Origin of the sequence: Paenalcaligenes hominis (assembly GCF_011927625.1) — a bacterium.
In the GTDB taxonomy this organism is placed as follows: Bacteria; Pseudomonadota; Gammaproteobacteria; order Burkholderiales; family Burkholderiaceae_B; genus Paenalcaligenes; species Paenalcaligenes hominis.
This window is the reverse complement of the sequence record NZ_JAATIZ010000002.1, coordinates 365,108-391,963: the sequence shown is the minus strand read 5'-3', so window position 1 is coordinate 391,963 and position 26,856 is coordinate 365,108. Positions and strand designations below refer to the sequence as shown.

Here is a 26,856-nt window from a genome sequence, read left to right as displayed (position 1 = left end):
ATACAGGATTCCAGGAGTCTGAACATGCAACTTAACCCGTCTGAGATCAGCGAACTGCTAAAAAGCCGAATTGAAGGCTTAAGCGTGTCCACAGACGTTCGCACCCAAGGTACGGTAGTAGCCGTTACTGACGGTATTACACGCATCCACGGTCTATCCGATGTGATGCAAGGCGAAATGCTAGAGTTTCCAAATAACACTTTCGGTCTAGCTCTAAACTTAGAGCGTGATTCCGTTGGTGCGGTAATTCTAGGTGAATACACCAGCATTTCCGAAGGCGACCCCGTTAAAACAACAGGTCGCATTCTAGAAGTTCCCGTTGGCCCCGAGCTATTAGGCCGCGTGGTAGATACGCTAGGTAACCCGATTGATGGTAAAGGCCCTATCAACGCAAAAGAGACCGACGTTATTGAAAAAGTTGCCCCCGGGGTAATTGCACGTCAGTCTGTTGATGAACCTCTACAAACTGGTATCAAGGCGATTGATGCCATGGTACCTATTGGTCGTGGCCAGCGTGAGTTGATTATTGGTGACCGTCAAACTGGTAAAACAGCGGTAGCGATTGACACCATCATCAACCAGAAAGGTAAAAATGTTAAATGTATTTACGTTGCGGTGGGCCAAAAAGCCTCTACCATTAACAACGTAGTACGTAAGCTCGAAGAGCACGGTGCGCTTGAGTACACCATCGTGGTTGCCGCTGCGGCGTCTGAGTCTGCTGCGATGCAGTACTTGGCTCCTTATGCGGGTTGTACCATGGGTGAGTACTTCCGCGATCGCGGCGAAGACGCACTGATCGTTTACGATGACTTAACTAAACAAGCATGGGCTTACCGTCAGGTTTCTCTCTTGTTGCGTCGTCCTCCAGGGCGTGAAGCTTACCCCGGTGACGTGTTCTACCTACACTCCCGTCTACTCGAGCGCTCTGCTCGTGTAAACGCTGAATACGTAGAAAAATTCACCAATGGCGCAGTAAAAGGTAAAACAGGTTCACTCACTGCTTTGCCCATTATTGAAACCCAAGCGGGTGACGTGTCTGCTTTCGTTCCAACCAACGTAATTTCTATTACAGACGGTCAGATCTTCTTGGAAACAGACTTGTTCCACGCAGGTATTCGTCCTGCAATTAACGCGGGTATTTCTGTATCTCGCGTGGGTGGAGCAGCACAAACTAACATCATGAAGAAAATGTCCGGTGGTATTCGTACCGACTTGGCTCAGTACCGTGAGTTAGCTGCTTTTGCTCAGTTTGCTTCTGACTTAGACGAGGCAACTCGTCGTCAGCTAGAACGTGGTCGTCGTGTTGTAGAGCTACTCAAGCAGCCTCAATACGTCACACTGCCAGTATGGGAAATGTCTGTCTCTCTCTTTGCCATCAATAATGGCTACTTTGATGACCTCGAAGTCGAGCAGATTTTGTCATTTGAAAAAGCGCTTAAAGACTTCTTGCGCAGTCAGAAGGCTGATTTGGTACAACGTATTACCGAAGCCAACAAGCTCGGTAAAGAAGACGAAGCCGAATTAGTTGCTGCTATCGAAGACTTTAAAAAGAACGGCGCATTCTAACTCATAGGCACATTGAATGAGCCTGCTTAGTCAGGCTCAACAATGCCTTTACAGGAAAGTGTGATGGCCGGAATTAAGGAAATTCGTACAAAGATCAAGAGCGTACAAAATACGAGCAAGATCACCAAAGCCATGGAGATGGTGGCGGCATCCAAAATGCGTAAAGCGCAGGAACGGATGCGTGCTGGCCGCCCCTACGCAGAAAAAGTGCGCGAAATTGCTGCACATTTGATGCAGGCTAATCCTGACTACTCTCATCCTTACATGGTTGAAGCCAAAGAGCTTAAAAACGTGGGTGTGATTGTAGTTACCACCGATAAAGGCTTGTGTGGTGGATTGAACACCAACATTTTACGTTTGGTTTTAAGCCGCTTACGCGACTTTGCTGATCAAAATGTTCAGGTACAGACCACAGCTTTCGGTAGCAAAGGTGCATCGACGCTAGCACGTATTGGTGCGAACTTGGTTTCACAAGAGGTGCAGTTGGGTGACGAACCAGATCTAAACCGTCTGATCGGCTCAATTAAAGTGCAGCTTGATGATTACATGGATGGCAAAATTGATGCCGTTTACCTAGCAACTAGCTTGTTTGTAAACACCATGAAACAAGAGCCCACTTTTATTCGTCTCTTACCGCTGCCTAGCGATCTTAATGATCCTTTTCAGTCCAAAGAAGACGACGCCCTCAATACCGCAAAAAAAGCTAATAAGTCCGAATACGGCTGGGATTACATCTACGAGCCCAATCCTAAGGCTGTAATTGATGATCTATTACAGCGTTACGTAGAAGGCTTAATTTACCAAGCTGTGGCCGAAAATATGGCCTCGGAACAATCAGCGCGTATGGTTGCGATGAAATCCGCATCCGATAACGCGGCAAAAGTGATTGATGAGTTGCAATTGGTCTACAACAAAACTCGTCAAGCTGCTATTACTAAAGAAATTTCTGAAATCGTGGGGGGAGCCGCTGCGGTTTAATTATCGCTAGGCTTACCGTATACGTTATTAAGCAAGGACTAAACATGAGCAACGGTACCATCGTTCAGTGCATCGGCGCCGTGGTGGATATTCAGTTCCCCCGCGACAGCATTCCAAAAGTTTATGATGCACTTAAGTTAGTTGATGCAGATTCTAAATTTGCAGAGCACGACTTAACATTTGAAGTGCAACAGCAATTAGGCGACGGCATTGTCCGCACAATTGCTATGGGTTCCAGCGATGGCTTACGCCGTGGTATGGACGTATCCAACACAGGTGCTCCTATTTCCGTGCCTGTAGGTACAGGCACTTTAGGTCGCATCATGGACGTTTTAGGCCGCCCTATTGATGAGGTTGGCCCGATCGAGTCAGACGAGACTCGCTCTATTCACCAAGAAGCCCCTAAATTTGACGAGCTGTCTCCTTCTGTTGAGTTACTCGAAACCGGTATTAAAGTGATTGACTTGGTTTGCCCCTTTGCTAAAGGTGGTAAGGTAGGTCTGTTCGGTGGTGCGGGTGTGGGTAAAACAGTTAACATGCTCGAACTCATCAACAACATTGCGAAACAGCACAGTGGTTTATCTGTGTTTGCTGGTGTGGGTGAGCGTACTCGTGAGGGTAACGACTTCTACCACGAGATGGCTGAAGCCGGTGTGATTCAACTCGACAACCTGAAAGAGTCCAAAGTATCTATGGTGTTCGGTCAGATGAACGAGCCACCTGGAAACCGTCTGCGTGTTGCGCTTTCTGGCCTAACCATGGCTGAGAAATTCCGTGACGAAGGCCGTGATGTTCTATTTTTCGTTGATAACATCTATCGTTACACCTTGGCCGGTACTGAGGTTTCCGCGCTACTAGGTCGTATGCCTTCTGCTGTGGGTTATCAGCCTACATTGGCCGAGGAAATGGGTAAGCTCCAAGAGCGTATTACTTCGACCAAGACCGGTTCTATTACCTCTATCCAAGCCGTTTACGTACCAGCGGATGACTTGACTGACCCATCCCCAGCAACGACTTTCTTGCACTTAGACTCGACTGTTGTATTGTCTCGTGATATTGCCGCTTTGGGTATTTATCCTGCTGTGGATCCGCTAGATTCCACCAGTCGTCAGCTTGATCCCCAAATCGTGGGTGAAGAGCACTATGCTATTGCACGCGGCGTACAGCAGACATTGCAGCGCTATAAAGAGCTACGCGATATTATTGCTATTTTGGGTATGGACGAGTTGTCTCCCGAAGACAAACTTATTGTGGCCCGTGCACGTAAGATCCAACGCTTCTTGTCACAGCCTTTCCACGTTGCTGAGGTCTTTACTGGAGCACCAGGTAAGTTTGTGTCCTTAGCTGAAACCTTACGTGGCTTCAAGATGATTGTCGACGGCGAGTGCGATGCATTGCCTGAGCAAGCCTTCTACATGGTAGGTGGTATTGACGAAGCCATCGAGAAAGCCAAAACCCTATAATAAGGATTGATCATGGGTACGCTTCAAGTTGACGTAGTCAGCGCAGAAAAATCATTATTCTCCGGTGAAGCCAAATTTGTGGTGTTACCCGGAGAAACCGGTGAGCTAGGTATTCTACCCGGCCACACGCCTTTGATTTCTCGCGTTCGTCCGGGTACCATGAAAATCGAACTTACCGACGGCACGGAAGAGGTAATCTTCATTGCTGGCGGTATTCTCGAGGTTCAACCCGGTATGGTTTCGGTCTTATCAGATACAGCGATTCGTGCCGAGGATTTGGATGAGGAAAAAGCACTTGCTGCTCGTCAGCAAGCTGAAGAAACCTTAAGCAAAACCAAAGACAAAGCCGATATCGCCGTAGTCGAAGCTGAACTTGCTATGTTAGCAGCTCAAGCTCTAGCTGCTCGCAAATTCCGCAAAGCACCTCGTCACTAAGTCGAGTTGCATTTGCTTAAATAGGCGCCTTTAGGCGCCTATTTTGTGAATGCTAACTACAGGTTTAACACTACGTATTACTACGCTCCCACAATAACGAGTTTTTGCGCTTATTACGAATGGTGACTCCACCTAGGGCTTTTTATGATGAAAGCACTTTGTTATTTACAGGGGATCACCATGAAACCTATTACGCAGTGCGTCTTATTATTGGATCAGGCCAGTGCTTGGGCTCAAACGTATGCAGGGGCTTACAAACAATTGCGTGTGCAGCCGCTTAGTTTCGAGTCATTATTACAGGGCGATACTCCTGAACAGGGGTTGCGGCATTTAGCCACCAATCTGTTGTACTACGATCTTGCCATTGTCGTAGTCAGCCCTAGCAATGTGGCTTGGGTGCGTAGTCAGCTTTATTATGCTCGTCCCTACTTGCGTACGCCTGTACTCGCCCTAGTGAAAGATTTGCAACCAATTGCCATTCAAGATGTCTTAGATGTGGGGGCAGTCGATTTCATTATGGATTACCGCTTCATTTCCGAGTTTTCTATTCGTGTTAAGATTTTGCAGCAACGTTTGCATAAACGAGTAAGCCGCATTGAATCCGCTCCAGAGGAAACTCTCTCCCTCCATGCCGAAGCCCACGAGCCTAGCTCGCTCGAGGCCTATACGGCTGCATTAGCTACTCGGTACGCTGTCCATTGTCAGCCTTTCCAACAAGCTAAAAACACAGTGATACAGCGCTTTGAAAAGGCCTATATACGCGCCATTTTGGTGCGCAATCAAGGCAACATCACACGAGCAGCGCGCAGCGCACAAAAACATAGACGCTCCTTTTGGGAGCTCATGCGAAAACATAACATTGATGCTGAAATTTATCGGGTGTCTGCCTGCCCAGAACAGCTATCAATTCGTTAAAATAAGCAGGCATTGATTTATTAGGAATTGCCGTGTCATTACCCCAACTGAAAAACGATATTTTGTTGCGCTCTTTGTTGCGCGAGCCTGTGCCTTACACCCCTGTCTGGCTAATGCGTCAAGCCGGTCGCTATCTGCCTGAATACCGTGCAACACGCGCCGAAGCCGGTTCTTTTATGGGGCTAGCACAAAACAAGGAATACGCATGCGAGGTCACACTGCAGCCTTTACGTCGTTTTGATTTAGATGCGGCGATTCTGTTTTCTGACATTTTAACGGTGCCGCATGCCATGGGCTTAGGTCTAGATTTTGTGCATGGCGAGGGCCCTCAGTTCGCGCATCCCATTAAAGACGAGGATGACGTAAAGCGTTTAGCTGTACCGGATATGGCTAAACTGCAGTATGTCTTTGATGCTGTCAATTTAATCCGTCGCGAATTAGACGGTAAAGTCCCCCTCATTGGGTTTGCTGGTAGCCCCTGGACTATTGCCTGCTATATGGTAGAGGGCCGTGGTTCAGCTGATTACCGCAAAATCAAAGGCATGATGTATGGTCGCCCTGATCTAGTTCACCAAATTCTCGAGATCAACGCGCAAACCACCATCCAATACCTTAACGAGCAAATTCGAGCTGGCGCCCAAGCCGCCATGATTTTTGATAGTTGGGGTGGTGTTATGGCCGATACTTTGTTCCAAGAGTTCTCGTTGGCCTACACCAAAAAAGTGGTGGATGGTCTTATTCGTGATAACGATGGCCGTCGTGTGCCAGTTATTGTTTTCACCAAAGGCGGTGGTCAGTGGCTCGAGGACATCGTTCAGTGCGGTGCAGATGCCGTAGGGGTAGACTGGACAGTTAACCTAACACGTGCACGTCAACGTTTACAGGATCAGGTTGCTTTCCAAGGCAACATGGATCCAATGGTTATGTTTGGTGGTGCCGAAGCCGTAACCAAAGAGGTTCGGCGTGTGATTGATGATTTTGGTGTGGTGGGCAAAGGGGGGCATGTCTTTAACTTTGGCCACGGCATTTCTCAGTTTACCGATCCTGAGATGGTGAAAGTATTAGTGGACGAAGTCCACAGCTACAGCGCAAAAATGCATCAAGCTTAATCCTAAAAGCGGCTTCGGCCGCTTTTCTATCTCTTGCTCCTTCTAGCTCAAGGAACCTCTAAAAATGGGCCTGCTTCAAAAATCGACGGCTATTGCACTGTTAGGCTTATTGGCATGCTCTGTCCATGCTCAGGCGCTGGAAAAGGTTGACGCAAGCTCGTGGACCTATACTTTCAGCCCTTATGCATGGGCTGCCGGTTTGTCCGGTGACGCCGCTGCCTTGGGTATTCCTAAAACCCATGTAAAGTCTAATTTTAGCTCGTTGCGTAAAGACCTAGACTTTGCCGCCATGGCTTTATTCACTGCACGCAAACATCGATTCGGTTTTTTCGCTGATCTTACCTATATCAAGGCCTCAGCAGGAACTACATTTAGTGCGACCAGTCCCCTCCAAGACATCAACGTAGGGGCTACGGCCTTGGCAGCCATGCTTGGGGCGGGTTATGCCGTCTGGGATCACAAAAAAGGCCATGTGGATGTGATCGGCGCATTGCGTTATTGGGATGTCGATGTCAGTGCCACATTACGCGCCAAAAATACGAAGGCCATCCATCGTCATGATGGCGGCAAATGGGTTGATGCCTTAACAGGGCTTCGTGCTGTGTACTATCTGACAGATAACACCTATGCAACGGGTTGGGCTTTAGCTGGAAAAGGTGGGGCAGAATTCAGTTGGGACATCGCAGCAGGGGTAGGATACAAAATAAACACTGGGCTTTCTGCACAGTTAGGCTACAGAGCCCTAGGCGTAAACTATAGCCAAGACCATTTCCACTATAAAATGGTCCACAAAGGGCCAGTCTTGGGGCTAACATGGCGCTTTTAATATGACAGCGCGTTATTGGCTTCGTGTCGCACTAGACGTACCACTGCCTGATCTATTCGATTATTACCATACCGAACCGGTGGCGGTGGGGTTACGCGTTTTAGTTCGATTTGGGCGTAGGCAGCTCGTTGGAATGGTAATAGAAACCCCTCAGCAGCCTAGCTTTGACGCAGATCGCGTCAAAAATATCGAGCAGGTACTTGCCGATTTACCTCCGATGCCAGCGTCTTGGCTGGCTATGGCGCAATTTGCAGCGCGTTACTATCAACGCCCTCTGGGCGAAGTGGTCTTGCCGGTATTGCCTGCACCATTGCGGCGGCCAGCGGCATACACAGGAAAAAATGCTGCAGGTGGGCCGGTGGCACGCTTGCTGGCGCGTCAAAAGAAAAAAATTACCTCAGCCAAAAAGGTCACACCGCAACCGGCACCCGAACTGAACACCGAGCAACAGGTGGTGGTAGACCGCGTTACACAGTCTCAACACCCTGCGCGTTTTTTGTTGTATGGGGTCACAGGAAGCGGCAAGACGGAAACTTATTTGCGTTTAGCTCTTAATGTATTGGCCCAAGGCAAGCAAGTGCTTTTCATGGTGCCGGAAATTAATCTAACGCCCCAGTTTGAAAAGACGTTACGGCAGCGCTTAGTCGATGTGGACGGGGTGTCCTACCCCATTGCTGTAATGCATAGTGGGTTAGCAGACGGTAAACGCTTAGCCTCGTGGCTAGCCGCCAGTCGGGGCGACGCGCGTGTATTACTTGGCACACGCATGGCAGTATTTTGCCCCTTACCCGATTTAGGTTTAATTATTGTCGACGAGGAGCACGATGCTTCGTATAAACAGCAAGATGGCTTACGGTATTCGGCACGAGACTTAGCGGTATGGCGAGCCCAGCAGTTAGGAATCCATGTCATTTTAGGCTCGGCTACGCCTTCTTTTGAAAGCTGGCGTCACGCGGAACAAGGGCACTATCAGTTATTACAGCTTACCAAACGGGCCACAGCAGTGGCTTTACCTAGCGTGCGGCTGATTGATACGCGTCGAGCGCAACTAGACCAAGGCTGGTCGCCCCAGTTACTCGATGCGTTGCAGCATACCTTAGACCAAGGGCAACAATCCTTAATTTTTTTAAATCGTCGTGGCTATGCTCCCGTCTTGCACTGTGGATCCTGTGGGTGGTTAAGCCAATGTCCTCATTGCTCGGCTTATGCGGTACTGCATAAAGGGTACAAGCATTATATGCAGTGTCACCATTGCGGTACCCAGCAGCCTGTGGTCAGGCATTGTCCTGATTGCGGGCAAGTGGACTTAAAACCAGTCGGGCAGGGCACACAGCGTATCGAGGAGTTTTTATCAAACCGCTTTCCCAATGCACGAATCGTGCGTATTGATGCCGATGCCACCCGACGTAAAGGTAGTGCAGAGCGCTTGTTTGCTCAGGTTCACGCTGGCGAAGTCGATATTATCATTGGCACCCAAATGGTTTCTAAGGGGCATGATTTCAGTCAATTGGCATTAGTGGGCATACTAAATGCCGATACCATGCTGTTTGCCCAAGACTTTAGAGCCCCAGAGCGCTTATTTGCGCAGTTAATGCAGGTTGCTGGGCGCGCTGGGCGCCACCACGAGGGCGCAGAGGTCTTAGTGCAAACGGACTACCCCGACCAGGCCGTTTACCAAGCCCTTATCAAACATGACTATGCACTCTTTGCCCACCACGAGCTACAACAACGTCAGGCTGTAGGCTTGCCGCCCTATGTGCACTTAGCGCTAATTACGGCAGAGGCCAAAACGCTGGATCAGGCTCTGGGCTTTTTAAAACATGCCAAACAATGGGCACAACACCCCGACATGCCTGGGGCAGAGCACGTCTTTTTATACGATGCGGTGCCGTTGCGTATTGTTAGGGTCGCCAACATCGAGCGTGCTCAATTACTTATAGAAAGCCAAAAGCGATCCGCTTTGCAGGCGTTTTTATGGGCATGGGGGGCGCAGCTTGATGAGTTAGCCAAGCATTTTCGATGTAAATTTACACTAGAAGTGGATCCCCAGGAAATATAAATGAGTGCTGCTTTAGGATTAAACCCGGCTCAGGCAGAGGCGGTGCGATATTTAGATGGTCCTGCTTTGGTCTTGGCTGGGGCAGGGAGTGGTAAAACCCGTGTTATTACCCAAAAAATTGCTTATTTAATTGGCGAGTGTGGTTATAGTGCTAGGCAAATCACGGCATTAACGTTTACTAATAAAGCCGCCCGCGAGATGGCCGAACGTGTGCAGGGTCTCATAGAGCGTCGCTTAACTCGGGGCTTAACGATTAGCACTTTCCATTCCTTGGGCTTAAAAATTTTACGCGAAGAAGCTGTGCATGCCGGATTAAAGCCGCGCTTTTCTATTATGGATGCCAACGATACCTTAGGCATTATTCAGGAAATTTTAGCTACCACCGATAAAGCTCGTTTGCGTGCGGTACAACAGGATATTTCGTTATGGAAAAACGCATTGCTGGGGCCTAATGCGGCGGCTCAAGCAGTGCAAACACCGAGTCAGGCCGAGTCGGCAAAGGTATATCGTAGTTATGAAGAGACGCTACGCGCTTATCAAGCCGTCGATTTTGATGATTTAATTCGTTTGCCTACAGAATTACTCGAACAAAACCTCGAGGTTCGCCAGCGCTGGCAGAAAAAAGTCCACTATTTATTAGTGGATGAATACCAAGACACCAATACGTGCCAGTACCGCTTAGTCCAAGCTTTGGTTGGGGAGCGTGCCATGTTCACGGCGGTGGGTGATGATGATCAAGCTATTTATGCCTGGCGTGGTGCCACCGTAGAAAACCTAGAACAGCTTACCGTGGATTACCCGCAGTTAAAGCTGATTAAGCTTGAGCAAAACTACCGCTCTTCACAACGTATTCTCGAAGCCGCCAACAATGTCATTGGCCATAATCCTATCGTTTTTGGCAAAAAGTTGTGGTCGGAATTAGGTTTGGGTGAGTCTATACAGATCAAAGATTGTGACGACGAGCAGTCGGAGGCGCAGTGGGTAGGCATTAGCCTTTCGGCCGAACAGTTTGAGCGCAAAGCAAAGTGGGGGGACTTCGCCGTGCTCTACCGCAGCAATCAACAGGCACGTTTAATCGAGCAGCAGCTTCGTGAACTACGCATTCCCTATGTCATGAGCGGAGGCCAAAGTTTTTTTGATAAAGCAGAAATCCGAGATGTGTTGGCTTATATTCGTTTAATTGCCAACCATGATGACGATCCAGCTTTCATCCGCGCTGCTACCACACCTCGGCGCGGCATAGGCCAAACTACTTTGACTCAGCTGGGCGCTATTGCGGTCGCTCATCAGGTCTCGATGTTCGAGGCTATTGATGTTGCTGCTTTAACCGAACAGTTGCCCGAGCGGCAGTACAAACCATTGCAAGTGTTCCGCGAGTTTATTTTGCGCTTGACCCATAAAGCCGAGCAAACCGGACGCGAGGGCGCTGCAGTGGTGGACGAACTCTTATCAGCCATTAACTACGAAGGGTATTTGTACGATGTGTTTGATGATAAACCGGCTCTAGCACGCTGGCATAACGTACTCGAGTTAGTCGACTGGTTAAAAGGTAAAGCGGAGTCAGATGACATGAGCTTATTAGACTTATCGCAACACGTGGCACTGATCACCATGCTGGAACGCAATGAGCAAGACGATGAGGTCGATGCCGTGCATTTATCTACGCTGCATGCGGCTAAAGGTCTTGAGTATAAGCATGTGTTTTTGATTGGGGTGGAAGAAGGCTTGCTGCCTCATTTAGGGCGCGACGATGAAGATATTCCTGTCGGCCAAGAAGAACTCGTGCTGACACAACGTATCCAAGAAGAACGGCGTTTAATGTATGTAGGGATTACGCGAGCACAACGCAGTTTGCGTATCAGTTGGTGTAAAAGGCGACGTCGCGCTAAAGAATACACCGTCAGAGAAAAATCACGCTTTATTCCAGAGATGGGCTTAGCTGAAACGGCCATTGTTGAAGAGGCGCAGGCGCATATGACACCCAAGCAGCGTTTAACACTATTAAAAGAATTGCTGAAATAGAAAAAATAAAAGCACCACAGTAATAAGTGGTGCTTTGCGCTTGGTATCCAGAATACCGTTGCATAACGGTAGTCTTACTTAAGAACGAGATAGTCCCAAGTGTGGCTAGCCGGTAAAGGCTGTAGCTCTTTAGTAAAACAAACGAGAATGAATACGAGCATCTTCCATACGTGCTTCGTAGACCGCCTCGGATAAAGCAATCATTTTATTGCCAAAAGCTTTAGCAACTTTTTTGATCGTGCCACCAATGGTTGTCACTACATCTTTTAAGGATACAGCTTCGCCATTGCTTAGAGTTTGATCCATGATTGAACGCTCAATCGAATCGCTCCAGCGTGTGTCTTGTAAATTAGCATTTAGCGTTGCCATGTGTAAATCCTCAGTTAGAAAGTCATTTAGAAACTGACAGTACGCATATTATAGGGTTTTCCCTAGGGTTCAGTCAAGGGTAAACCCTAGTCTGTTGGTAAACAGCACAAAAGCCGAAGCCAAAATACGCTATTTTAGTAAAGGTATGTGTTAACAATGAGGAAAGGTGATGAGTCAAATTATAAAAAAATGGCGCCAAGGCTACGGACCCATTCAGCACAGTAAGGAAACAAGCCAAGCTATTCATCAAATGGGGCAACGCCTCGTCGAATTAGGCTTGCAGCCTAACATCACGACGTTTTATGAAAAAATGATTGCCTTAGATCGGTTAACGGCTGCGGCAATGTGGCTAGTGGTGCATATGACCTATGCGAATCGTGTGCGCATGGATGGTCAACCTTTAGAGGCTGAGGACTTTAAAATTCAACCTGAAGGCCATACCGGAGGCGCTCTAAATATGGTGCCTGCTTATGCTGCCTACATGAGCTTGAATGCTTTAACGGGCGAAACCAGGGCATGGCTGATGGGTCAGGGGCATAGCGTCGCAGCCATTGACGCCATCAATGTCTTGTTAGGCAATATGCATCCCGAGCAACAAGAGGCTTACGGGCAGGGGGAGGCCGGTTTAACCCAATTAGTCCAAGATTTTTATGGTTATGCTCAGGCGGCCGATGGCTCTGCGGCGGCCCCATTAGGCAGTCATGTGAACCCGCATACAGCCGGCGGCTTAATTGAAGGCGGTTATCTAGGCTTTGCCGAGTTGCAATATGTGCATATGCCTTTACCAGGTGAAAAGCTCGTTACCTTTTTGTCCGATGGGGCTGCCGAAGAACAGCGCGGCAGCGATTGGATTCCACGATGGTGGCGTGCGCATGACACGGGAATGCCCTTGCCCATCATGATCGCCAATGGGCGGCGGATTGAGCAGCGTACTCAATTAGGTACCTTAGAAGGCTTAAGTGGTTTTATGGAGCACTTAAAAGGGTGCGGTTTTGACCCCATCGCTTTTGATGGACGCGATCCAGCCATGTTTGTGTATGTGATATGGGAAATGGAGCAACGTTTGGCGCAACGCGCTCAGGCAGTTCAAGCAGGGCAATTGCATTATCCCGTAAAAATTCCCTATGGTATTGCTCATACTACTAAGGGTTTTGGTTTTTATGGTGCAGATGAGAACCGTGCGCATAATTTACCTTTACCGGCAAATCCCCACGTGGATCAACACGCGCGCGACTTATTTACGACCTACACCAAACCATTGTGGGTCGAGCCGCAAGAGCTCGCTGAAAGTGTGCAGGCATTACAAACGCATCACCAACAAAATCGAGTCCTCGAGCGTGATAATGCGCTAGCAACCCGCCGCCCTGCACTCCCTGTTTTGCCTGAGCTGTCCTACGAGCCAGTAGGCACCACACTAAGCCCCATGACGGCTATGGATCGTTTCTTTGTTGAGCTCGTACGTTTGAATCCCAGCCTAAGGGCTCGGGTTGGTAACCCCGATGAGCTCGCCAGCAACCGTCTTACAGCGGTACTACAGCACTTAAAGCATCGAGTTTCTGACCCTGAAAGTGAAAGTGAATCCGTTACAGGGGCCATCATTACTGCGTTAAACGAAGAGGCAGTAGTGTCTGCATGCATAGGAAACCAAGCGGGGCTTAATTTGGTCGCCAGTTATGAAGCTTTTTGCGTCAAGATGCTGGGGGCGCTGCGTCAGCGAATCATTTTCGCACGTCAGCAAAAAGAAGTAGGGCGCCCGGCGCAGTGGCTAAGCTGGCCGGTGATAGCGACCTCGCATACGTGGGAAAATGGAAAAAATCAGCAATCTCATCAGGACACCACCTTTGCCGAGGCCTTGCTCGGGGAAATGAGTGATGTGTCTAAAGTGGTTTTTCCAGCCGACTACAACAGCGTGTTAGCGCTTTTACCGGGCATTTACCAGTCACGTGGGCAAATTGTGTGTATGGTGGTGCCTAAGCGTGATCACCGAACCCGTTTTACTGCCACACAAGCTGCGCAGCTTGCCGAAGAGGGGGCAATCGTGGTGGCTGAACACGCTGGAACTCATCCTGTTTTATTGATTGCGAATGGCAGTTATCAGTTGACTCAACTAGAGCTAGCAGCCCAACGCTTACATCAACAAGGAGTAGGGTATCGACTGGTCTATTTGCAAGAGCCTGGGCGTCTGCGTCAAGCTCGTGATGAGTACGAAGCCGCTGCTTTACTCAGCCCAACGCGCCGCGATGCTTTGTTTCCCAGCTCATATGCCTTTAGCGTGGCATTAACTCATATCCGGCCCGAGGTATTCAGGGGCCATTTGCCCATGTTATTTCCTCACATGCAAACTCAACAGGTGTTGGGTTATAAAAACAGGGGCGGCACATTAGATGATTTTGGTATGTTATTTGCTAATCAATGCACCTGGGCGCATGCGGTTGCAGCGTATGCACAATTAGCGCAGACAGATTTAACCCAGTTTTTAACCACCGAAGAACAGGACGCCGTAGCCGGTAAAGGCGACCCGAATGTATTACGCACACCTTAAAAGGCAAAGGTGTTCAACCCACTGTACAAAAAGTGCAGTGGGTTTTTTAAAGGCTAAACATATTACAATTTTTTGATATTATTCTTTTAATTCGTATCGTTTAAGTTTTAATACCAGAGGAGACAGTATGTCTGGGATACAAAAAATCGGCATCATTGGTGCCGGAGCAATGGGGCAAGGGATTGCGCAAATTGCCGCTCAGGCCAATTTGCACGTCTTTTTATTTGATGTAAGTGCTGCTGCAATCAGTAAAGCACAGGCTCAGTTAACGAGCATTTGGGAGCGCCAAGTCGAACGCGGACGCATGAGCGTCGAGCAAGTTAAAGCCGCTCAAGCTCAGATTACCCCGTGTGCTGCGTTAGAAGAGTTAGCCGATGTGGATTTAGTAGTCGAGGCGATTGTGGAAAACCTCGAGGTAAAACAAGACGTCTTTAAGCGACTCGAAGCCGTGGTGAGTGCCTCATGTATTCTAGCGTCCAACACCTCGTCTTTATCCATTACCGCTATTGCTCAGGCGTGTGAGCACCCCGAGCGTGTAGCAGGATTCCACTTTTTTAACCCTGTACCCTTAATGAAAGTGGTAGAGGTGATTGAAGGCCTGCGTACTAAACCTGAGGTATGTCAGGCTTTGGTTGAGGTAGCGCAACGCATGGGTCATGCGCCAGTACGCGCTAAAGATATGCCCGGTTTTATCGTGAATCATGCCGGGCGTCCAATGAATATAGAAGGCCTGAAAATTGCTCAGGAGCAAGTCACAGACTTTGCCACGGTTGACGCTATTATGCGCGAACAGGCCGGCTTTAGAATGGGCCCCTTTGAGCTGTTAGATTTAACGGCGTTAGATGTCTCGCATCCTGTTATGGAATCCATTTACCACCAGTTTTACGAGGAGCCGCGGTTTAGACCTTCTCCGATTACTGCAGTGCGCTATGCCGGAGGCATGTATGGGCGTAAAACTGGCCAAGGCTTTTATACCTATGTGGATGGCAAAAAACAGTTGCCCGAGCCCATGCCGATTCCTCCGTTAAATGACGAGATTAAGGTGTGGGTACTGCCGCATCATGAAGTGGGTTACGAGCGTGCTACCGAATTATTAGAACGTCTAGGAATCGTCATCGATGAAAGTGATTTAGCGCCAGAAGACGCGTTGATTTTAATTACCCCTTATGGCGAGGACGTAGCCACGGTAGTGGCTAATTTTGGCTTAGATGCTCAGCGTACAATTGCTTTAGATACAGCGTTTGGTTTAGAGGCGGGACAGCGGCGGGTCTTAATGCGTTCGCTTTTAACGGCGGAAGAATGGTGCCATAAGGCGCTTGCATTATTTAGCCATGACCAAACTCCAGTCAGTTTGATTGAGGACTCGGCCGGTTTTGTAGCGCAGCGCTTAGTGGCATCTATAGTGAATGGGGCCTGTGATATTGCGCAACAAGGCATTGCGACCCCAGCCGATATTGATACCGCTGTGTCTTTGGGCTTAGGTTACCCACATGGGGGGCCATTGTCCTTGGGTGATGCAGTAGGAGCCGACCTAGTGTTAGAAATACTGCAGTCGATGCAGCATGTGACAGGAGATATGCGCTATAGACCAAGCCTATGGCTGCAACGACGTGTACAGTTAACGACCTCGTTGCGTACCACACGCTAAGTAAGAAGTAGACTTTATTGAAAACAAAAAACCGAATGGCATCTACCATTCGGTTTTTTGTTGGGGTGGAGCTGATTTAGCGAGCGTCTTCGATCATGTACAAAATAGCATCGCGTAAATCGTCGTCAGAGGCATTCATTGCGGTCCCACGAGGAGGCATGGCGCCCTTGCCGGCAATAGCAATTTGCAGCATGGTGTCTAGGCCTGTCTCAATATAAGGGGCCCAGCTGGCTTTATCACCAAATTTAGGAGCACCGGCTACGCCAGAGCCATGACAAGCAAAACAGGCGGCGTCATACAGTTTTTTACCATTAGCCAGCTGGTCGGGTGTGGCTGCAGGAACGGCGCCACCAGCCGCGGCCTGAGCGGTATCAGCGGAGGCGTCTGTGGTCGCAGCCTCTGCGGCCGGAGCATCTGTGGCTGGAGCAGCAGCGGTTTCAGTAGGAGCCTTGTCTGCGGTGGCATCTGTTTTTTCAGCCACGACATCGTCAGCCCCAGTGGGCTCGTCAAAGTTAGCCCCGGCGGCATTCGCCATATAGACCATAGCGCGCTCTACTTCGATGTCCTCGAGAGCAGGATTACCACCTTTAGCGGGCATCGCGCCTTTCCCGTTTAAAGCCACTTTGAGCATGGCCTCGTAGCCTGTTTCAATGTACGGCGCCCAAGCAGCGTTATCGCCGAATTTAGGTGCACCGGCTACACCCGCTGCGTGACACGTCGTACAGGTGGCTTCGTAGACTTCCTTGCCTGATTTTAAAGGGCGATCACCCTCGACGACGGCCAAAGCAAACTTAGCCACTGGCTGAATACGCGAAGACACGCTTTCGGTGTGATCAGAGCGTGATTTACCAGTGCGTAAGTCATTGGTGTTGATGTCAATGTAATACATGGCTGCACCAACAACGACCAAAAATAAAATAGACAACCAGAAAATACGGGCTGGATTTTTGACCTCTGCGGTATGTTTAATGGCGTTGTTGTGAGATTGTTGTTCCGTAAGGCTCATAGTCGGATCCTGCGAAATCGTACAAAGTGGGCGGGCTGACTACTGTTTAGGACGTCGCCACGAAAATAAAAGGGAGTTACTAACCCGTAATTATAGCGGACTAAGTGTACTATAGGGATAGGGTTAAGAGGGCTAAATTCAGTCTATAATAAAAATAGCTCAACAAAAACTATTATACGAGTTAAAATACTTTATTAGGCGCCCGTAGTTCAATGGATAGAATTAGAGTTTCCGAAGCTCTCGATACAGGTTCGATTCCTGTCGGGCGCGCCACAACGGCATAAATTACAGTACGTTAAAGTCAAATGAACCCGCACCAATACTAGGTTAGCGGGTTTTTTGTTGTCGGTTGATGCACGGCAATGTAAAGTGACATATACCGTCTTTAGTCGGTACTTTAGACGGTATCTCATAATTTTGATAAAAAAATACCGTCATGAAGCCAAAACTAAGCGCCGTTGCCGTCCGACAAGCCCACCAAGACGCTAAGCGGCTATTGGCTGATGGTATAGACCCGTTAGATCAAGATCAGCGACTACCGTTAATGGTATTTGCCGTACAAGAGCGTATGGGTGGTGCATCAAGAACAATCATTTATGAATGGGTTAAAAAGGGTCATTTCCCTAAGCCTATAAAATAGGAGGCCGTGCGATTGCTTGGCGCTTCAGTGATAGAGGAAGCTTAGACCCTAACCAGTTTTAAAAGGGGCTCAAAGGAGTAGAGTGCAGGTTTTCTTCCTGCAGCCTCTTCTAGTGTTATTAGAATGTTATTGTCAATCATTGTTCTTGTGAATCTAGCTGCAGTAGCTTGAGGTATCCCACTTTGAGATGTGAATTTGTTATTTCTAAATATGGGATTTGTAAAAACAAAATCTAGAGCAGTAACACTCCATTTGGATGAAAGTATATCTGCGAAGGTTTTTTTCATATCCTCATAGAGAGCACGTATATTCTCAGCTATTGATAAATTGCTAATGGCTTGGTTTTCTACTGCTTCTAAGAAAAATAAACACCACTCGTCCCAATCACCTGTTTCTGAGACTTTTCTCATTGTGTCTATATATCGGTCTTTATTTTCCTCAAAGTAGGCACTGATGTAAAAATGTGGTTCGGAAATAGTTTTTGCTTGCCAAAGCATCAGTGTGATTAACATGCGGCCGATGCGCCCATTTCCATCTTTAAAAGGGTGGAGGGCTTCAAACTCAAGATGGGAAATAGCAGCCTTGAGGAGACTTGGTGCAGAAGAGCTTTTTATATAAGCAAATAACTCATCTAATCCATCTTGAAGTTTCTCAGGACTAATAGGCACAAATAAAATTTTTTGCTTAGCTCGATCGGCTAAATAGTTTTGTTCTATTTTAAACTCCCCTGGTGATTTCCCTGCACCCCTGCCAAATGACAAGAGTCTTTGGTGTAAGGACTTAATCATTGATTGACTTATGGGGTAGCCATCTATTAATGCTTGCTGCGCCAGCTTTAAAGAGCGTTGATAGAGGATAGTTTCAATAACTTCTGATCTAACATTTTCAGTGGAGTCTGAGTCTCCATTTTGATGGTCTGCTTCATATTTTAAAATTTCATCCATCGTACTTACGGTACCCTCCATCCTTGAGGAAATAACAGCCTCTTGGTTACGTAAGGGAGCCAACAGTATTTCGCTGTTGTGCATGTTTTTTAGCATTTGGTCATATCTAGCTATTGCATCTGTAGCTCTAAGCAACATTGGCATCAATTTTTCATAGTTTAGTTGCTTAGGGGGGAAATTATCGTAATGGTAATGTACAGCTCCATCTAGGGCTAAGTTCATCATATAAATTCTTCCTTTTAGCAATAAGAGCTAAAACGGTTGTCTATCAAAATGTCATTGAAATGATAGTCAATGTGGTTTGAGGTGAATATATGATAGTCAAACCGCGTTGTCTATCAAAATCTATAAAAAGTGATAGACAACGGGTTTTGAGTCTTATAATTGAGAGACAAGTTGCGTTGCTTATCATTTCAATGACATTTTGATAGACAATAGCAACTTGAGGGGACTAGAGTGCAGATTAGCGCAGTGCTTTGATTAGTAGCTTAGGTAGTAAAAGTTAGTCTTTGGTGTGGCTGTATTGGTACAAGGTTAGTACAAGAGTTAGCGAAAATGAACCCGCACCAATACTCGGTTAGCGGGTTTTTTGTTGTCGGTTGATGCACGGTAATATCAAGCCAAAAACCACACAAGCTTGCCTAGCCTCTAGGCAAATCCAGCTTTTTCTCAAAAGCCAATACAAAGTTTTCAAAGCTTTGATTGGCTTCTTTGGCCTCGATCTGTGCTTGCTGCGTTAAGGACTCGGTGGCGGCTTGGGTAAGCGCTTGCAATGTGTCGGCTGGGATTTCTTGCTTAAGCAAGGTTGCTTTATGTACTTGGCTTTGAGCATAGGTAAAGTCGACAAAACTTAACCCGGATTCTTTAACTTGCTGCAAGAGCTGAGCCGAAGGGCATAGGCTGGCGTCTTGTACCTTTGCAAATTGTGCTTGGAGAGCATCTTGATAATGGGTATGACCCGTGCCTTTATCGAAGAGCTCTACATAAGGCTGCATGGCTAACAGTATTTCCTCAGCCCAGCTTTTTAGCTCGATATCTTGCTTGTATTGGTTTTTTAACAGCAGGCCTGGCTTGCGGCCTTCGGTAACGACCAAAGCAAAGTTGTTTTTGCTGTCTTGGCAAAACCCACCCTCGGGAAAAATCGGGCTAGGTTCTGCCGCACAGAATAATAAAAAAGCATCTAAAAAGCGTGATGAGGCTGCCGATAAGCCGATAGGGTCAAAAGGGTCAATATCAAGACAACGGACTTCGATGTATTCCACGCCATGATTAGCTAGCGCAGTAGCAGGACGTTCATCCGCTTTAGGCGTACGCTTAGGACGGATGTTTGAATAATACTCGTTTTCGATTTGTAGGATATTGGTATTGAGCTGAATCCACTCGCCGTTTCGGTGCGTACCAATGGCCGCATACGCAGGCCACGGGGTGGTAGCAGCACGGCGCATACGTAATAAAAACGTATCCAAATCGTTATAACAAAGCTGCAACTCGGCTTGAGCTTCTTTGTTTTGGTAGCCTAAGTTGCTCATGCGTAAGCTAGTTGCCCACGGTAGGTAGTAGGAATCAGGGCCGAGCTGTTCTAAGGGAAGGTCGTGTCCATGCAGAAAGTCTTTGGACACAATAGGCGATGCACCAAATAGGTACATCAGTAACCACGAAAAACGTGTGAAATTACGAATTAATGCAAGGTAGCCATTAGAGCGCTGTTCTTGAAGGGTACGCCCTTCGATTTCCAACAACGACCACATCTTGTCCGGTAAGGAGTAGTTATAGTGCACGCCCGCAATACACTGCATGCGTTTACCATAGCGTTCTGCCAGACCGCGGCGATATACGTTTTTAAATAAGCCAGAGTTAGACGTACCGTACCAACCAATTTGTATATCTGATTCGGGGGGCAAGTAAGCCGGCATGGATTGATTCCACATGACCTCGTCACCAATATGTCTAGCGACAAATTGATGCACATGCAGCAAGTCAGACTGTAGGCCTTCAACCGAAGATCGGGGACTAGTAATGAGCTCGAGTAAGGCTTCAGCATAATCCGTTGTGATGTGATCGTTGCATAAAGCAGAGCCTAATGAATGCGGGTGAGGGGTGGCACTTAAAGAGGCCTGAGTATCTACACGTAAGCCTTCTTTTTCAACCCCACGACGAATGTCACTGAGTAGCGTTAAATGAGAGGCTAATTTTTTTATGTGATTCTGGCTTAATGTCATTACCTAAGTTCGCTTATAACTGGCTAAATATGCCGTTGATTGTAATGCGCATTGAGAATAAAGGGAAAGACATCTGGCAGGTACAAGGGTTATCAGTTGCAATGAAAACCCTTTTTTATATGGCGAGTAAGGGGCTGATTAAACTAGAGTTAAGAACGTCTAGAGACGACTGGCGAGGATTCGGGTAAAGCCAATAAAGAGTGAGCCAGTGCCTTAGCTATGGCTGCGGGTCGGCTAGAGACATTGAGCTTAATAAAGCAGTTGCGAATATGAAAATTAACAGTATGAGGGCTTAGTCCTAAGATGTGGCTGATTTCCTCGGAGGTTTTACCTAAAGCAACCCAGTACAAACATTCTCTTTCTTTAGGGCTTAAGGGTCTTTTTCTCATCTTATTGCATCCTTAAATCTAAAAATCGTAAAAATGTATCTAAAGTTTTCTCATAGTGTCTAATGTTTGTGTTTTTCTACAAATTATTCAAGTGTTTTGGGTCTAGTATTAATCCTTACGTAGTTGTCACAGTAGGCAGCACCGACGTAATGCTGCTAGTTACGTCTGTATTTTGTCGTTCAAGGTGGTAAACTCATTAGTTATTATTGTTGGCGCCGATTTGCTTGATCCGCTTGCGGGCGCTCCATAAATCCAGCTAAAGAGGTCCATAAATGGTCTCAATATCTACTACTGATACATCTTTTTCTATTCCCGAAGGCTCAGTGGGTCTAGTGCACTCTGAGTTCATCCAATTTGATGAGCCGCTGCATTTATCAAGCGGACACGTTTTACCGCAGTATGAGCTCGCTATTCAAACCTATGGTCAACTCAATGCGGACCGCAGCAATGCCGTGTTGATTTGTCACGCGCTTAATGCTTCTCATCATGTGGCCGGCTTTGATGCGCAAAATCCTGACAGTATTGGTTGGTGGGATAACATGGTTGGGCCTGGCAAGGCCTTAGATACCGATCGCTTTTTTGTGATTGGTGTCAACAACATTGGTTCTTGCTTTGGCTCAACCGGGCCGGCCTCCATTAACCCTGTCACCGGCGAGCCTTGGGGGGCCAGTTTTCCAATGCTTACGGTAGAAGACTGGGTGCATGCTCAGGCCCGCTTAGCCGATTACTTGGGTATAAAGAAATTTGCCGCCGTGATGGGTGGCTCATTAGGCGGCATGCAAGCCCTAAGCTGGGCTATTACTTGTCCCGATCGTCTAGTAAACTGCATTGTGATTGCCAGTACACCACGATTAAGTGCTCAAAACATTGCTTTTAACGAGGTAGCGCGTCGAGCCATTATTACTGATCCCGAGTTTTATGATGGCAACTACCACAAGTATCAAACGGTTCCTAAGCGTGGTCTATCCGTAGCGCGCATGCTAGGCCATATCACGTACTTATCCGATGAGGTCATGGCTGAAAAATTCGGTCGTGCTCAGCGCAACCCAAATGATAGTGGTCAGTATCGTTACAACTACGATGTGGAGTTCGAGGTAGAGTCCTATTTGCGCTACCAAGGTGAAAAATTTTCTAAATACTTTGACGCGAATACGTATTTACTTATTACCCGTGCTCTAGATTATTTCGATCCCGCACGTCATGTGGGGGGTGACTTGGCTCGCAGTCTAGCGCAGGTCACAGCGCGTTTCTTAGTGGTGTCGTTCACGACAGATTGGCGTTTTACGCCCGAGCGCTCTAGGGAAATAGTGCAGGCGTTGTTAAAAAACAAAACCAGTGTGACCTATGCCGAGATTGATGCTCCGCATGGCCACGATGCTTTTTTACTTGACGACAGACGCTATCACGGCGTGGTTCAAGGGTATTACGACCAAATTGCAGAACAGTTAGGGTTGGGTGCGCGTCAACGCACAACAGGAGTATTGGCATGACGGCAGTAAGCTTAGCCCAACGTCCAGACTTAATTCGTATAGCCAGTTGGATTCAACCAAAATCCGATGTGTTAGATCTTGGTTGTGCCGATGGCAAACTACTTGCTTACTTACAGCAGACAAAACAGGTGCATGGCACGGGCATAGAGCGCGACCCTGAAGCCGTGGTCGCCAGTGTACGCCGTGGGGTAGCGGTGGTGCAGCAAAACCTCGAAGAAGGTTTAGCCTTGTTTGAAAACCAGCATTTTGAAACAGTTGTGCTGTCTAAAACTTTGCAGTCCATGCTTAATACTGAGCACATCTTACGTGAAATGGCACGGGTAGCTCGCTACGGCATCGTATCTTTTCCTAACTTTGGCCACTGGAGCCACGGACTGTCTATCTTGGCAGGCCGCATGCCTGTCTCTAAAGAAATGCCTTACGAGTGGTACAACACACCCAATATTCACTTATGTACCTTACGCGATTTTGAAGATCTCGCTAAGGCTTTAGGGCTACGTATTACTGACCGAGTCGTCTTTAATGGTAAAAATGAAGTGAATTGGTTACCCAGTTTACGGGGGACATTGGCCGTTTATCGGTTTGAGTCGCCATTTGCTCACTCTTAACTCGGTGCCGCTGTGTCCCATGTCTATCTAAGCTCTCGTGTTTTCCCTTTACTCATCCTCGGATTTGCCAGCGGATTACCTCTGGCACTGACGAGTGGCACGTTACAAGCGTGGGCCACAGTCGCCAATGCGCCACTGACGCAAATTGGTTTTTTAACCTTGGTGGGGTCGGCTTATACATTAAAGTTTTTATGGGCACCGCTTATTGATCGGTATGCCGTTCCTTTATTAGGACGCCGACGCGGCTGGATTGCCCTGAGTCAGCTTGTATTGGCTGCGTCCATTTTTTTGATGGGCTTGTTTAATCCCTCAGAGCAATTAGGTTGGATCGCCTTAGTGGCGGTGTTCGTCGCCTTTATGTCAGCAACCCAAGACATTGCATTTGATGCCTACAGTACTGACGTGCTCCGCAACAATGAGCGGGCAGCGGGGGCGGCGGTAAAAGTCTTGGGCTATCGCTTAGCGATGATTTTTTCTAGTGGCTTGGCTCTGGTTATTGCTGACCAATGGCTTGGTTGGAACGGCATGTACATGATGATGGGGGGAGTCATGGCCGTTTGTGTATTTGCTACGCTATTAGCTCCCGAACCCGAAGTCACCGTAGCACCGCCCCGGACTTTACGTTTAGCGGTCATCGAGCCGCTGGTCGAGTTTTTTAAACGACCCGAAGCCCTTAGCATTTTGGTATTGATTGTCCTTTATAAACTAGGCGATGCCTTTGCGGGGGCGTTATCCACCACTTTTTTGATCCGTGGCGCAGGCTTCAGTGTCTCAGAAGTTGGCACCATTAACAAAATATTTGGCTTGGCCGCCACCATTATTGGCGCATTAATCGGCGGTGCGCTCATGGATCGTCTGGGTTTATTTAGATCATTAATGCTGTTTGGGCTATTGCAGGCCGTATCCAACCTAGGCTATTGGTATTTAGCCATTAGCGATCAAAGCTTATTTTGGATGGGGGCTGTTGTTGCCCTAGAGAATCTCTGTGGGGGAATGGGCACCGCCGCCTTTGTGGCGTTGCTTATGGCGCTATGTAATCAACAGTTTTCGGCGACTCAGTTTGCTTTACTCTCGGCTTTATCTGCAGTAGGGCGCACTTATTTAGCGGGGCCATTAACACCGCCGTTAGTTGAATCATTAGGTTGGCCTGTTTTTTTCCTAGTCACCGTGGTGTTGGCGCTACCTGGCTTATGGCTTTTATGGAGTAAACGCGCCGCGATTATTTCTATGGATAAGCACGAAACGTTATGATGCTCCTTATTTTCTATCTAATCGCTATTACCGCAGAAGCCATGACAGCGGCTTTAGCCGCTGGGCGACGAGACATGGACTGGGTGGGGGTCTGTGTTATTGCTTGCATTACCGCATTAGGTGGGGGCTCTGTACGTGATGTACTGCTAGGGCATTATCCGCTCGTTTGGGTGGCGCACCCTGAATACCTATGGATGACTGCTGGTGCCGCTTTATTTACGGCTTTTACGGCACGTATGATGCGGCACTTACACAAGTTATTTTTAGCGCTAGACGCGTTGGGCTTAGTGACTTTTACCGTATTGGGCTGTCAAATTGGTATAGATATGGGGTTGCCCGTGACCATTATCTTACTAAGCGGGATGTTGACAGGGTGTGCAGGAGGGGTGTTGCGCGACATTTTATGTAATGACATCCCGTTATTGTTTCGCAAAGAAATGTACGCCAGTGTATCGATGGTTACAGGGGGGCTATATATGGCGGCTATTCATTATGAGCTACCTGAATTAGCCAGTATGTTAGTACCTATGGGCATTGGGCTAGTATTGCGCTTTTTAGCGCTACGGTTTAACTGGCAAATGCCGCAGTTTGTGTATAGAGACGATTGGAAATAGTTTTATCAAATCGCGCGGAAAACCCCGCCGTTCAGGGCGCAGATGAATAGCGCGGACGCGCTAGCGTCTTCGTATCCGCTTGGCGTCTGTTGTTGCTCAATGTATTGTCGGACGATCTCGATAGGCGCACCGCCACAGCTTCCGGCAAAGTAGCTCGGCGACCAGAGGGCGCCACCCCAGAGTTTGTTGTGAAGGCTCGGATACGTCTTTTTGCGAATCATCCGGCTTGATACGCCTTTCAAACTATTTACCCGTGCCGACACGGCGACCTGGGGGGGATAGTTGACCAACAAGTGAACATGGTCATCCTCACCGTCGAACTCTACCAATTCTGCCTCAAAGTCCGAACAGACGCCCGCAAAGAGGTCACGCAAGTCGTCAAGAATTTCTTTGGTGAACACACCACCGCGGTACTTTGTCACAAAGACCAAGTGAACGTGCATGTTAAAAACACAGTGTCTACCGCGTCTAATGGCGTTGTTTTTCTTCATAGACTAAGTATAATTCTTAGCATGAAACGATTGCAAGCCTATCAATACGAACTCAAGCCTAACGGCGCTCAGCGACGCGATATGCGCCGCTTTGCTGGTGCGTGTCGTTTCGTGTTCAATAGGGCGTTGGCATGGCAAAAAGACCGTTATGCCGCCGACAGCACGACGAAATTCAGCTATACCGTTCTGGCTAATTTCCTGCCCGCTTGGAAGAAGGATAAGGAAACAGAGTGGCTGAAACACGCGCCAAGCCAGTGCTTGCAACAAACGCTTAAAGACCTCGAGCGTGCCTACAAGAATTTCTTTGCCAAACGCGCCGCTTTTCCCTGCTTCAAGAAAAAAGGCCAGTCAGACCGTTTCCGCTACCCGCAAGGATGCCAACTCGATCAGGAAAACAGTCGTATCTTTCTGCCGAAACTGGGCTGGGTACGCTACCGCAACAGCCGCGAGGTACTGGGCACGGTGAAAAATGTCACGGTAAGTCATAAAGCGGGCAAATGGTTCATCAGCATCCAGACCGAACGTGACGTCGAGCCACCGGTTCCGCAGGGCACGTCAGCGGTTGGCATCGATATGGGTGTGGCACGGTTTGCCACGCTCTCAGACGGCACGTACTATGCACCGCTCAACCGTTTCAAGCGGCACGAAACCGCCCTGCGTAAAGCGCAGCAAGCATTAAGCCGCAAAATCAAATTCAGCCACAACTGGAAAAAGGCGAAAGCCCGCGTCCAGCGTATTCACTCCCGCATCGGCAACGCCCGCCGCGACTACCTACATAAAGCCACGACCGCTATCAGCCAAAACCACGCGATGGTGTGTATCGAGGACTTGCAGGTACGCCACATGAGCAAGTCGGCAGCAGGCACAGCAGATGCACCGGGGCGAAACGTTCGGGCCAAGTCCGGTCTGAATAAAGCCATCTTGGATCAAGGGTGGTTCGAGTTCCGCCGTCAACTAGAGTACAAAATGGCGTGGGTAGGAGGTTGGCTTGTCGCTGTACCACCGCACTACACCAGTCAGACCTGCCCTGAATGTGGGCATTGCAGCAAAGCAAATCGCCTTACGCAAGCGGCCTTCGCCTGTGTGCAATGCAGTTTCGAGGAGCATGCCGATGTGGTTGGTGCGATCAATGTATTAAGGGCGGGACACGCCCAGTTCGCCTGTGAAGTGAGCGGTGCAGTCATGCCGCCAGCAGCAGGAACCCACCGAAGCGACTCTGGGGGCTCAATGCCTCCCTTGAGCGCTGTAGGAATCCCCGGCCTTTAGGCGGGG

The 26,856-nt window shown here is 48.3% G+C and carries 22 protein-coding genes, 1 tRNA gene, 1 pseudogene and 1 riboswitch; of the genes and pseudogenes, 18 read left to right on the top strand and 6 right to left on the bottom strand.

Annotated features, from left to right (window positions below):
• The first annotated feature begins 24 nt into the window (after window positions 1-24).
• The 9 genes from atpA (at window position 25) to GGR41_RS05870 (ending at window position 11,373) form a co-directional block, all read left to right on the top strand.
• On the top strand, window positions 25-1,566 hold the full coding sequence (gene atpA / locus GGR41_RS05910) for a F0F1 ATP synthase subunit alpha (RefSeq protein ID WP_077734425.1): 1,542 nt from the start codon (window positions 25-27) through the stop codon (window positions 1,564-1,566).
• Window positions 1,567-1,629: 63 nt separating this feature from the next.
• Window positions 1,630-2,544: a F0F1 ATP synthase subunit gamma gene (gene atpG / locus GGR41_RS05905; protein ID WP_167661271.1), complete on the top strand. Its 915-nt coding sequence runs from the start codon at window positions 1,630-1,632 to the stop codon at window positions 2,542-2,544.
• A gap of 44 nt (window positions 2,545-2,588) precedes the next feature.
• Window positions 2,589-4,007, top strand: coding sequence for a F0F1 ATP synthase subunit beta (atpD, locus tag GGR41_RS05900; RefSeq protein WP_167661050.1), 1,419 nt, complete (start codon window positions 2,589-2,591; stop codon window positions 4,005-4,007).
• Window positions 4,008-4,019: 12 nt separating this feature from the next.
• Entirely contained in the window at window positions 4,020-4,442 is a 423-nt protein-coding gene (locus GGR41_RS05895; protein ID WP_167661049.1) for a F0F1 ATP synthase subunit epsilon, read from the top strand.
• A 180-nt stretch (window positions 4,443-4,622) separates the two neighbouring features.
• Entirely contained in the window at window positions 4,623-5,357 is a 735-nt protein-coding gene (locus tag GGR41_RS05890; protein WP_167661048.1) for a hypothetical protein, read from the top strand.
• A 32-nt stretch (window positions 5,358-5,389) separates the two neighbouring features.
• The gene (gene hemE, locus GGR41_RS05885; RefSeq protein ID WP_167661047.1) at window positions 5,390-6,466 is read left to right on the top strand and encodes a uroporphyrinogen decarboxylase; all 1,077 of its coding nucleotides are present in this window, start codon (window positions 5,390-5,392) and stop codon (window positions 6,464-6,466) included.
• Window positions 6,467-6,530: 64 nt separating this feature from the next.
• A complete protein-coding gene (locus GGR41_RS05880) occupies window positions 6,531-7,292 on the top strand; it encodes a hypothetical protein (protein ID WP_167661046.1) in 762 nt (253 codons plus the stop codon).
• Window position 7,293: 1 nt separating this feature from the next.
• Window positions 7,294-9,351: a primosomal protein N' gene (locus GGR41_RS05875; protein WP_167661045.1), complete on the top strand. Its 2,058-nt coding sequence runs from the start codon at window positions 7,294-7,296 to the stop codon at window positions 9,349-9,351.
• On the top strand, window positions 9,352-11,373 hold the full coding sequence (locus GGR41_RS05870; protein WP_167661044.1) for a UvrD-helicase domain-containing protein: 2,022 nt from the start codon (window positions 9,352-9,354) through the stop codon (window positions 11,371-11,373).
• Between the two features lie 129 nt (window positions 11,374-11,502).
• Here the strand turns inward: GGR41_RS05870 and GGR41_RS05865 are convergent, their stop codons facing one another.
• A complete protein-coding gene (locus GGR41_RS05865) occupies window positions 11,503-11,742 on the bottom strand; it encodes a hypothetical protein (RefSeq protein ID WP_077734433.1) in 240 nt (79 codons plus the stop codon).
• A 169-nt stretch (window positions 11,743-11,911) separates the two neighbouring features.
• Between GGR41_RS05865 and GGR41_RS05860 the strand changes: the two genes are divergently transcribed.
• Together GGR41_RS05860 and GGR41_RS05855 are read left to right on the top strand one after the other, a co-directional pair.
• Window positions 11,912-14,284, top strand: a complete 2,373-nt coding sequence (locus GGR41_RS05860; RefSeq protein ID WP_167661043.1) for a phosphoketolase family protein — start codon at window positions 11,912-11,914, stop codon at window positions 14,282-14,284.
• 127 nt (window positions 14,285-14,411) lie between these two features.
• The gene (locus GGR41_RS05855; protein WP_167661042.1) at window positions 14,412-15,932 is read left to right on the top strand and encodes a 3-hydroxyacyl-CoA dehydrogenase; all 1,521 of its coding nucleotides are present in this window, start codon (window positions 14,412-14,414) and stop codon (window positions 15,930-15,932) included.
• Window positions 15,933-16,008: 76 nt separating this feature from the next.
• On the opposite strand, the gene GGR41_RS05850 is transcribed toward GGR41_RS05855, so the two are convergent.
• Window positions 16,009-16,938 carry a c-type cytochrome gene (locus GGR41_RS05850; RefSeq protein ID WP_167661041.1) on the bottom strand — a complete coding sequence of 310 codons (930 nt, stop codon included), beginning with the start codon at window positions 16,936-16,938 and terminating at the stop codon, window positions 16,009-16,011.
• A 198-nt stretch (window positions 16,939-17,136) separates the two neighbouring features.
• Between GGR41_RS05850 and GGR41_RS05845 the strand changes: the two genes are divergently transcribed.
• A tRNA-Arg gene (locus GGR41_RS05845) sits at window positions 17,137-17,211 on the top strand.
• Between the two features lie 163 nt (window positions 17,212-17,374).
• A complete protein-coding gene (locus GGR41_RS05840; RefSeq protein ID WP_167661040.1) occupies window positions 17,375-17,578 on the top strand; it encodes a helix-turn-helix transcriptional regulator in 204 nt (67 codons plus the stop codon).
• 41 nt (window positions 17,579-17,619) lie between these two features.
• Here the strand turns inward: GGR41_RS05840 and GGR41_RS05835 are convergent, their stop codons facing one another.
• The 3 genes from GGR41_RS05835 to GGR41_RS05825 form a co-directional block, all read right to left on the bottom strand.
• A complete protein-coding gene (locus GGR41_RS05835; protein ID WP_209279757.1) occupies window positions 17,620-18,747 on the bottom strand; it encodes a Fic family protein in 1,128 nt (375 codons plus the stop codon).
• A 416-nt stretch (window positions 18,748-19,163) separates the two neighbouring features.
• Window positions 19,164-20,741 carry a glutamate--cysteine ligase gene (gene gshA, locus GGR41_RS05830; RefSeq protein WP_167661039.1) on the bottom strand — a complete coding sequence of 526 codons (1,578 nt, stop codon included), beginning with the start codon at window positions 20,739-20,741 and terminating at the stop codon, window positions 19,164-19,166.
• A gap of 149 nt (window positions 20,742-20,890) precedes the next feature.
• Entirely contained in the window at window positions 20,891-21,130 is a 240-nt protein-coding gene (locus tag GGR41_RS05825) for a response regulator transcription factor (protein ID WP_167661038.1), read from the bottom strand.
• A 202-nt stretch (window positions 21,131-21,332) separates the two neighbouring features.
• Window positions 21,333-21,411: riboswitch (SAM riboswitch) on the top strand.
• On the opposite strand from GGR41_RS05825, the gene metX reads away from it, so the two are divergent.
• The 4 genes from metX to GGR41_RS05805 all read left to right on the top strand — a co-directional run bounded on the left by metX (window position 21,403) and on the right by GGR41_RS05805 (window position 25,093).
• The gene (gene metX / locus GGR41_RS05820; RefSeq protein WP_167661037.1) at window positions 21,403-22,620 is read left to right on the top strand and encodes a homoserine O-succinyltransferase MetX; all 1,218 of its coding nucleotides are present in this window, start codon (window positions 21,403-21,405) and stop codon (window positions 22,618-22,620) included. It overlaps the preceding riboswitch by 9 nt.
• Complete coding sequence (gene metW, locus GGR41_RS05815) at window positions 22,617-23,228, top strand: methionine biosynthesis protein MetW (RefSeq protein WP_167661036.1); 612 nt, start codon at window positions 22,617-22,619, stop codon at window positions 23,226-23,228. The genes metX and metW overlap by 4 nt, the downstream gene beginning before the upstream one ends.
• Before the next feature lie 12 nt (window positions 23,229-23,240).
• On the top strand, window positions 23,241-24,479 hold the full coding sequence (locus GGR41_RS05810; RefSeq protein WP_167661035.1) for a muropeptide transporter: 1,239 nt from the start codon (window positions 23,241-23,243) through the stop codon (window positions 24,477-24,479).
• The gene (locus GGR41_RS05805) at window positions 24,476-25,093 is read left to right on the top strand and encodes a trimeric intracellular cation channel family protein (RefSeq protein WP_077734438.1); all 618 of its coding nucleotides are present in this window, start codon (window positions 24,476-24,478) and stop codon (window positions 25,091-25,093) included. The genes GGR41_RS05810 and GGR41_RS05805 overlap by 4 nt, the downstream gene beginning before the upstream one ends.
• 80 nt (window positions 25,094-25,173) lie before the next feature.
• Here GGR41_RS05805 and tnpA read toward each other — a convergent pair.
• Window positions 25,174-25,584 (bottom strand): annotated as a pseudogene (gene tnpA / locus GGR41_RS05800) (IS200/IS605 family transposase); the annotation flags it as partial.
• Between the two features lie 21 nt (window positions 25,585-25,605).
• Between tnpA and GGR41_RS05795 the strand changes: the two are divergent.
• Complete coding sequence (locus tag GGR41_RS05795) at window positions 25,606-26,850, top strand: RNA-guided endonuclease InsQ/TnpB family protein (protein ID WP_167661034.1); 1,245 nt, start codon at window positions 25,606-25,608, stop codon at window positions 26,848-26,850.
• The last annotated feature ends 6 nt before the right edge of the window (window positions 26,851-26,856 follow it).

Excerpts from the sequence above, each read along its gene's own strand:
- atpD (WP_167661050.1), top strand. The coding sequence starts at position 2,589 with ATGAGCAACGGTACCATCGTTCAGTGCATCGGCGCCGTGGTGGATATT.
- atpG (WP_167661271.1), top strand. The coding sequence starts at position 1,630 with ATGGCCGGAATTAAGGAAATTCGTACAAAGATCAAGAGCGTACAAAAT.
- atpA (WP_077734425.1), top strand. The coding sequence starts at position 25 with ATGCAACTTAACCCGTCTGAGATCAGCGAACTGCTAAAAAGCCGAATT.
- GGR41_RS05870 (WP_167661044.1), top strand. The coding sequence starts at position 9,352 with ATGAGTGCTGCTTTAGGATTAAACCCGGCTCAGGCAGAGGCGGTGCGA.
- GGR41_RS05805 (WP_077734438.1), top strand. The coding sequence starts at position 24,476 with ATGATGCTCCTTATTTTCTATCTAATCGCTATTACCGCAGAAGCCATG.
- GGR41_RS05880 (WP_167661046.1), top strand. The coding sequence starts at position 6,531 with ATGGGCCTGCTTCAAAAATCGACGGCTATTGCACTGTTAGGCTTATTG.
- GGR41_RS05860 (WP_167661043.1), top strand. The coding sequence starts at position 11,912 with ATGAGTCAAATTATAAAAAAATGGCGCCAAGGCTACGGACCCATTCAG.
- GGR41_RS05825 (WP_167661038.1), bottom strand. The coding sequence starts at position 21,130 with ATGAGAAAAAGACCCTTAAGCCCTAAAGAAAGAGAATGTTTGTACTGG.
- GGR41_RS05840 (WP_167661040.1), top strand. The coding sequence starts at position 17,375 with ATGAAGCCAAAACTAAGCGCCGTTGCCGTCCGACAAGCCCACCAAGAC.
- GGR41_RS05890 (WP_167661048.1), top strand. The coding sequence starts at position 4,623 with ATGAAACCTATTACGCAGTGCGTCTTATTATTGGATCAGGCCAGTGCT.
- GGR41_RS05795 (WP_167661034.1), top strand. The coding sequence starts at position 25,606 with ATGAAACGATTGCAAGCCTATCAATACGAACTCAAGCCTAACGGCGCT.
- GGR41_RS05875 (WP_167661045.1), top strand. The coding sequence starts at position 7,294 with ATGACAGCGCGTTATTGGCTTCGTGTCGCACTAGACGTACCACTGCCT.
- GGR41_RS05865 (WP_077734433.1), bottom strand. The coding sequence starts at position 11,742 with ATGGCAACGCTAAATGCTAATTTACAAGACACACGCTGGAGCGATTCG.
- GGR41_RS05835 (WP_209279757.1), bottom strand. The coding sequence starts at position 18,747 with ATGATGAACTTAGCCCTAGATGGAGCTGTACATTACCATTACGATAAT.
- metX (WP_167661037.1), top strand. The coding sequence starts at position 21,403 with ATGGTCTCAATATCTACTACTGATACATCTTTTTCTATTCCCGAAGGC.
- GGR41_RS05895 (WP_167661049.1), top strand. The coding sequence starts at position 4,020 with ATGGGTACGCTTCAAGTTGACGTAGTCAGCGCAGAAAAATCATTATTC.
- metW (WP_167661036.1), top strand. The coding sequence starts at position 22,617 with ATGACGGCAGTAAGCTTAGCCCAACGTCCAGACTTAATTCGTATAGCC.
- GGR41_RS05850 (WP_167661041.1), bottom strand. The coding sequence starts at position 16,938 with ATGAGCCTTACGGAACAACAATCTCACAACAACGCCATTAAACATACC.
- gshA (WP_167661039.1), bottom strand. The coding sequence starts at position 20,741 with ATGACATTAAGCCAGAATCACATAAAAAAATTAGCCTCTCATTTAACG.
- GGR41_RS05855 (WP_167661042.1), top strand. The coding sequence starts at position 14,412 with ATGTCTGGGATACAAAAAATCGGCATCATTGGTGCCGGAGCAATGGGG.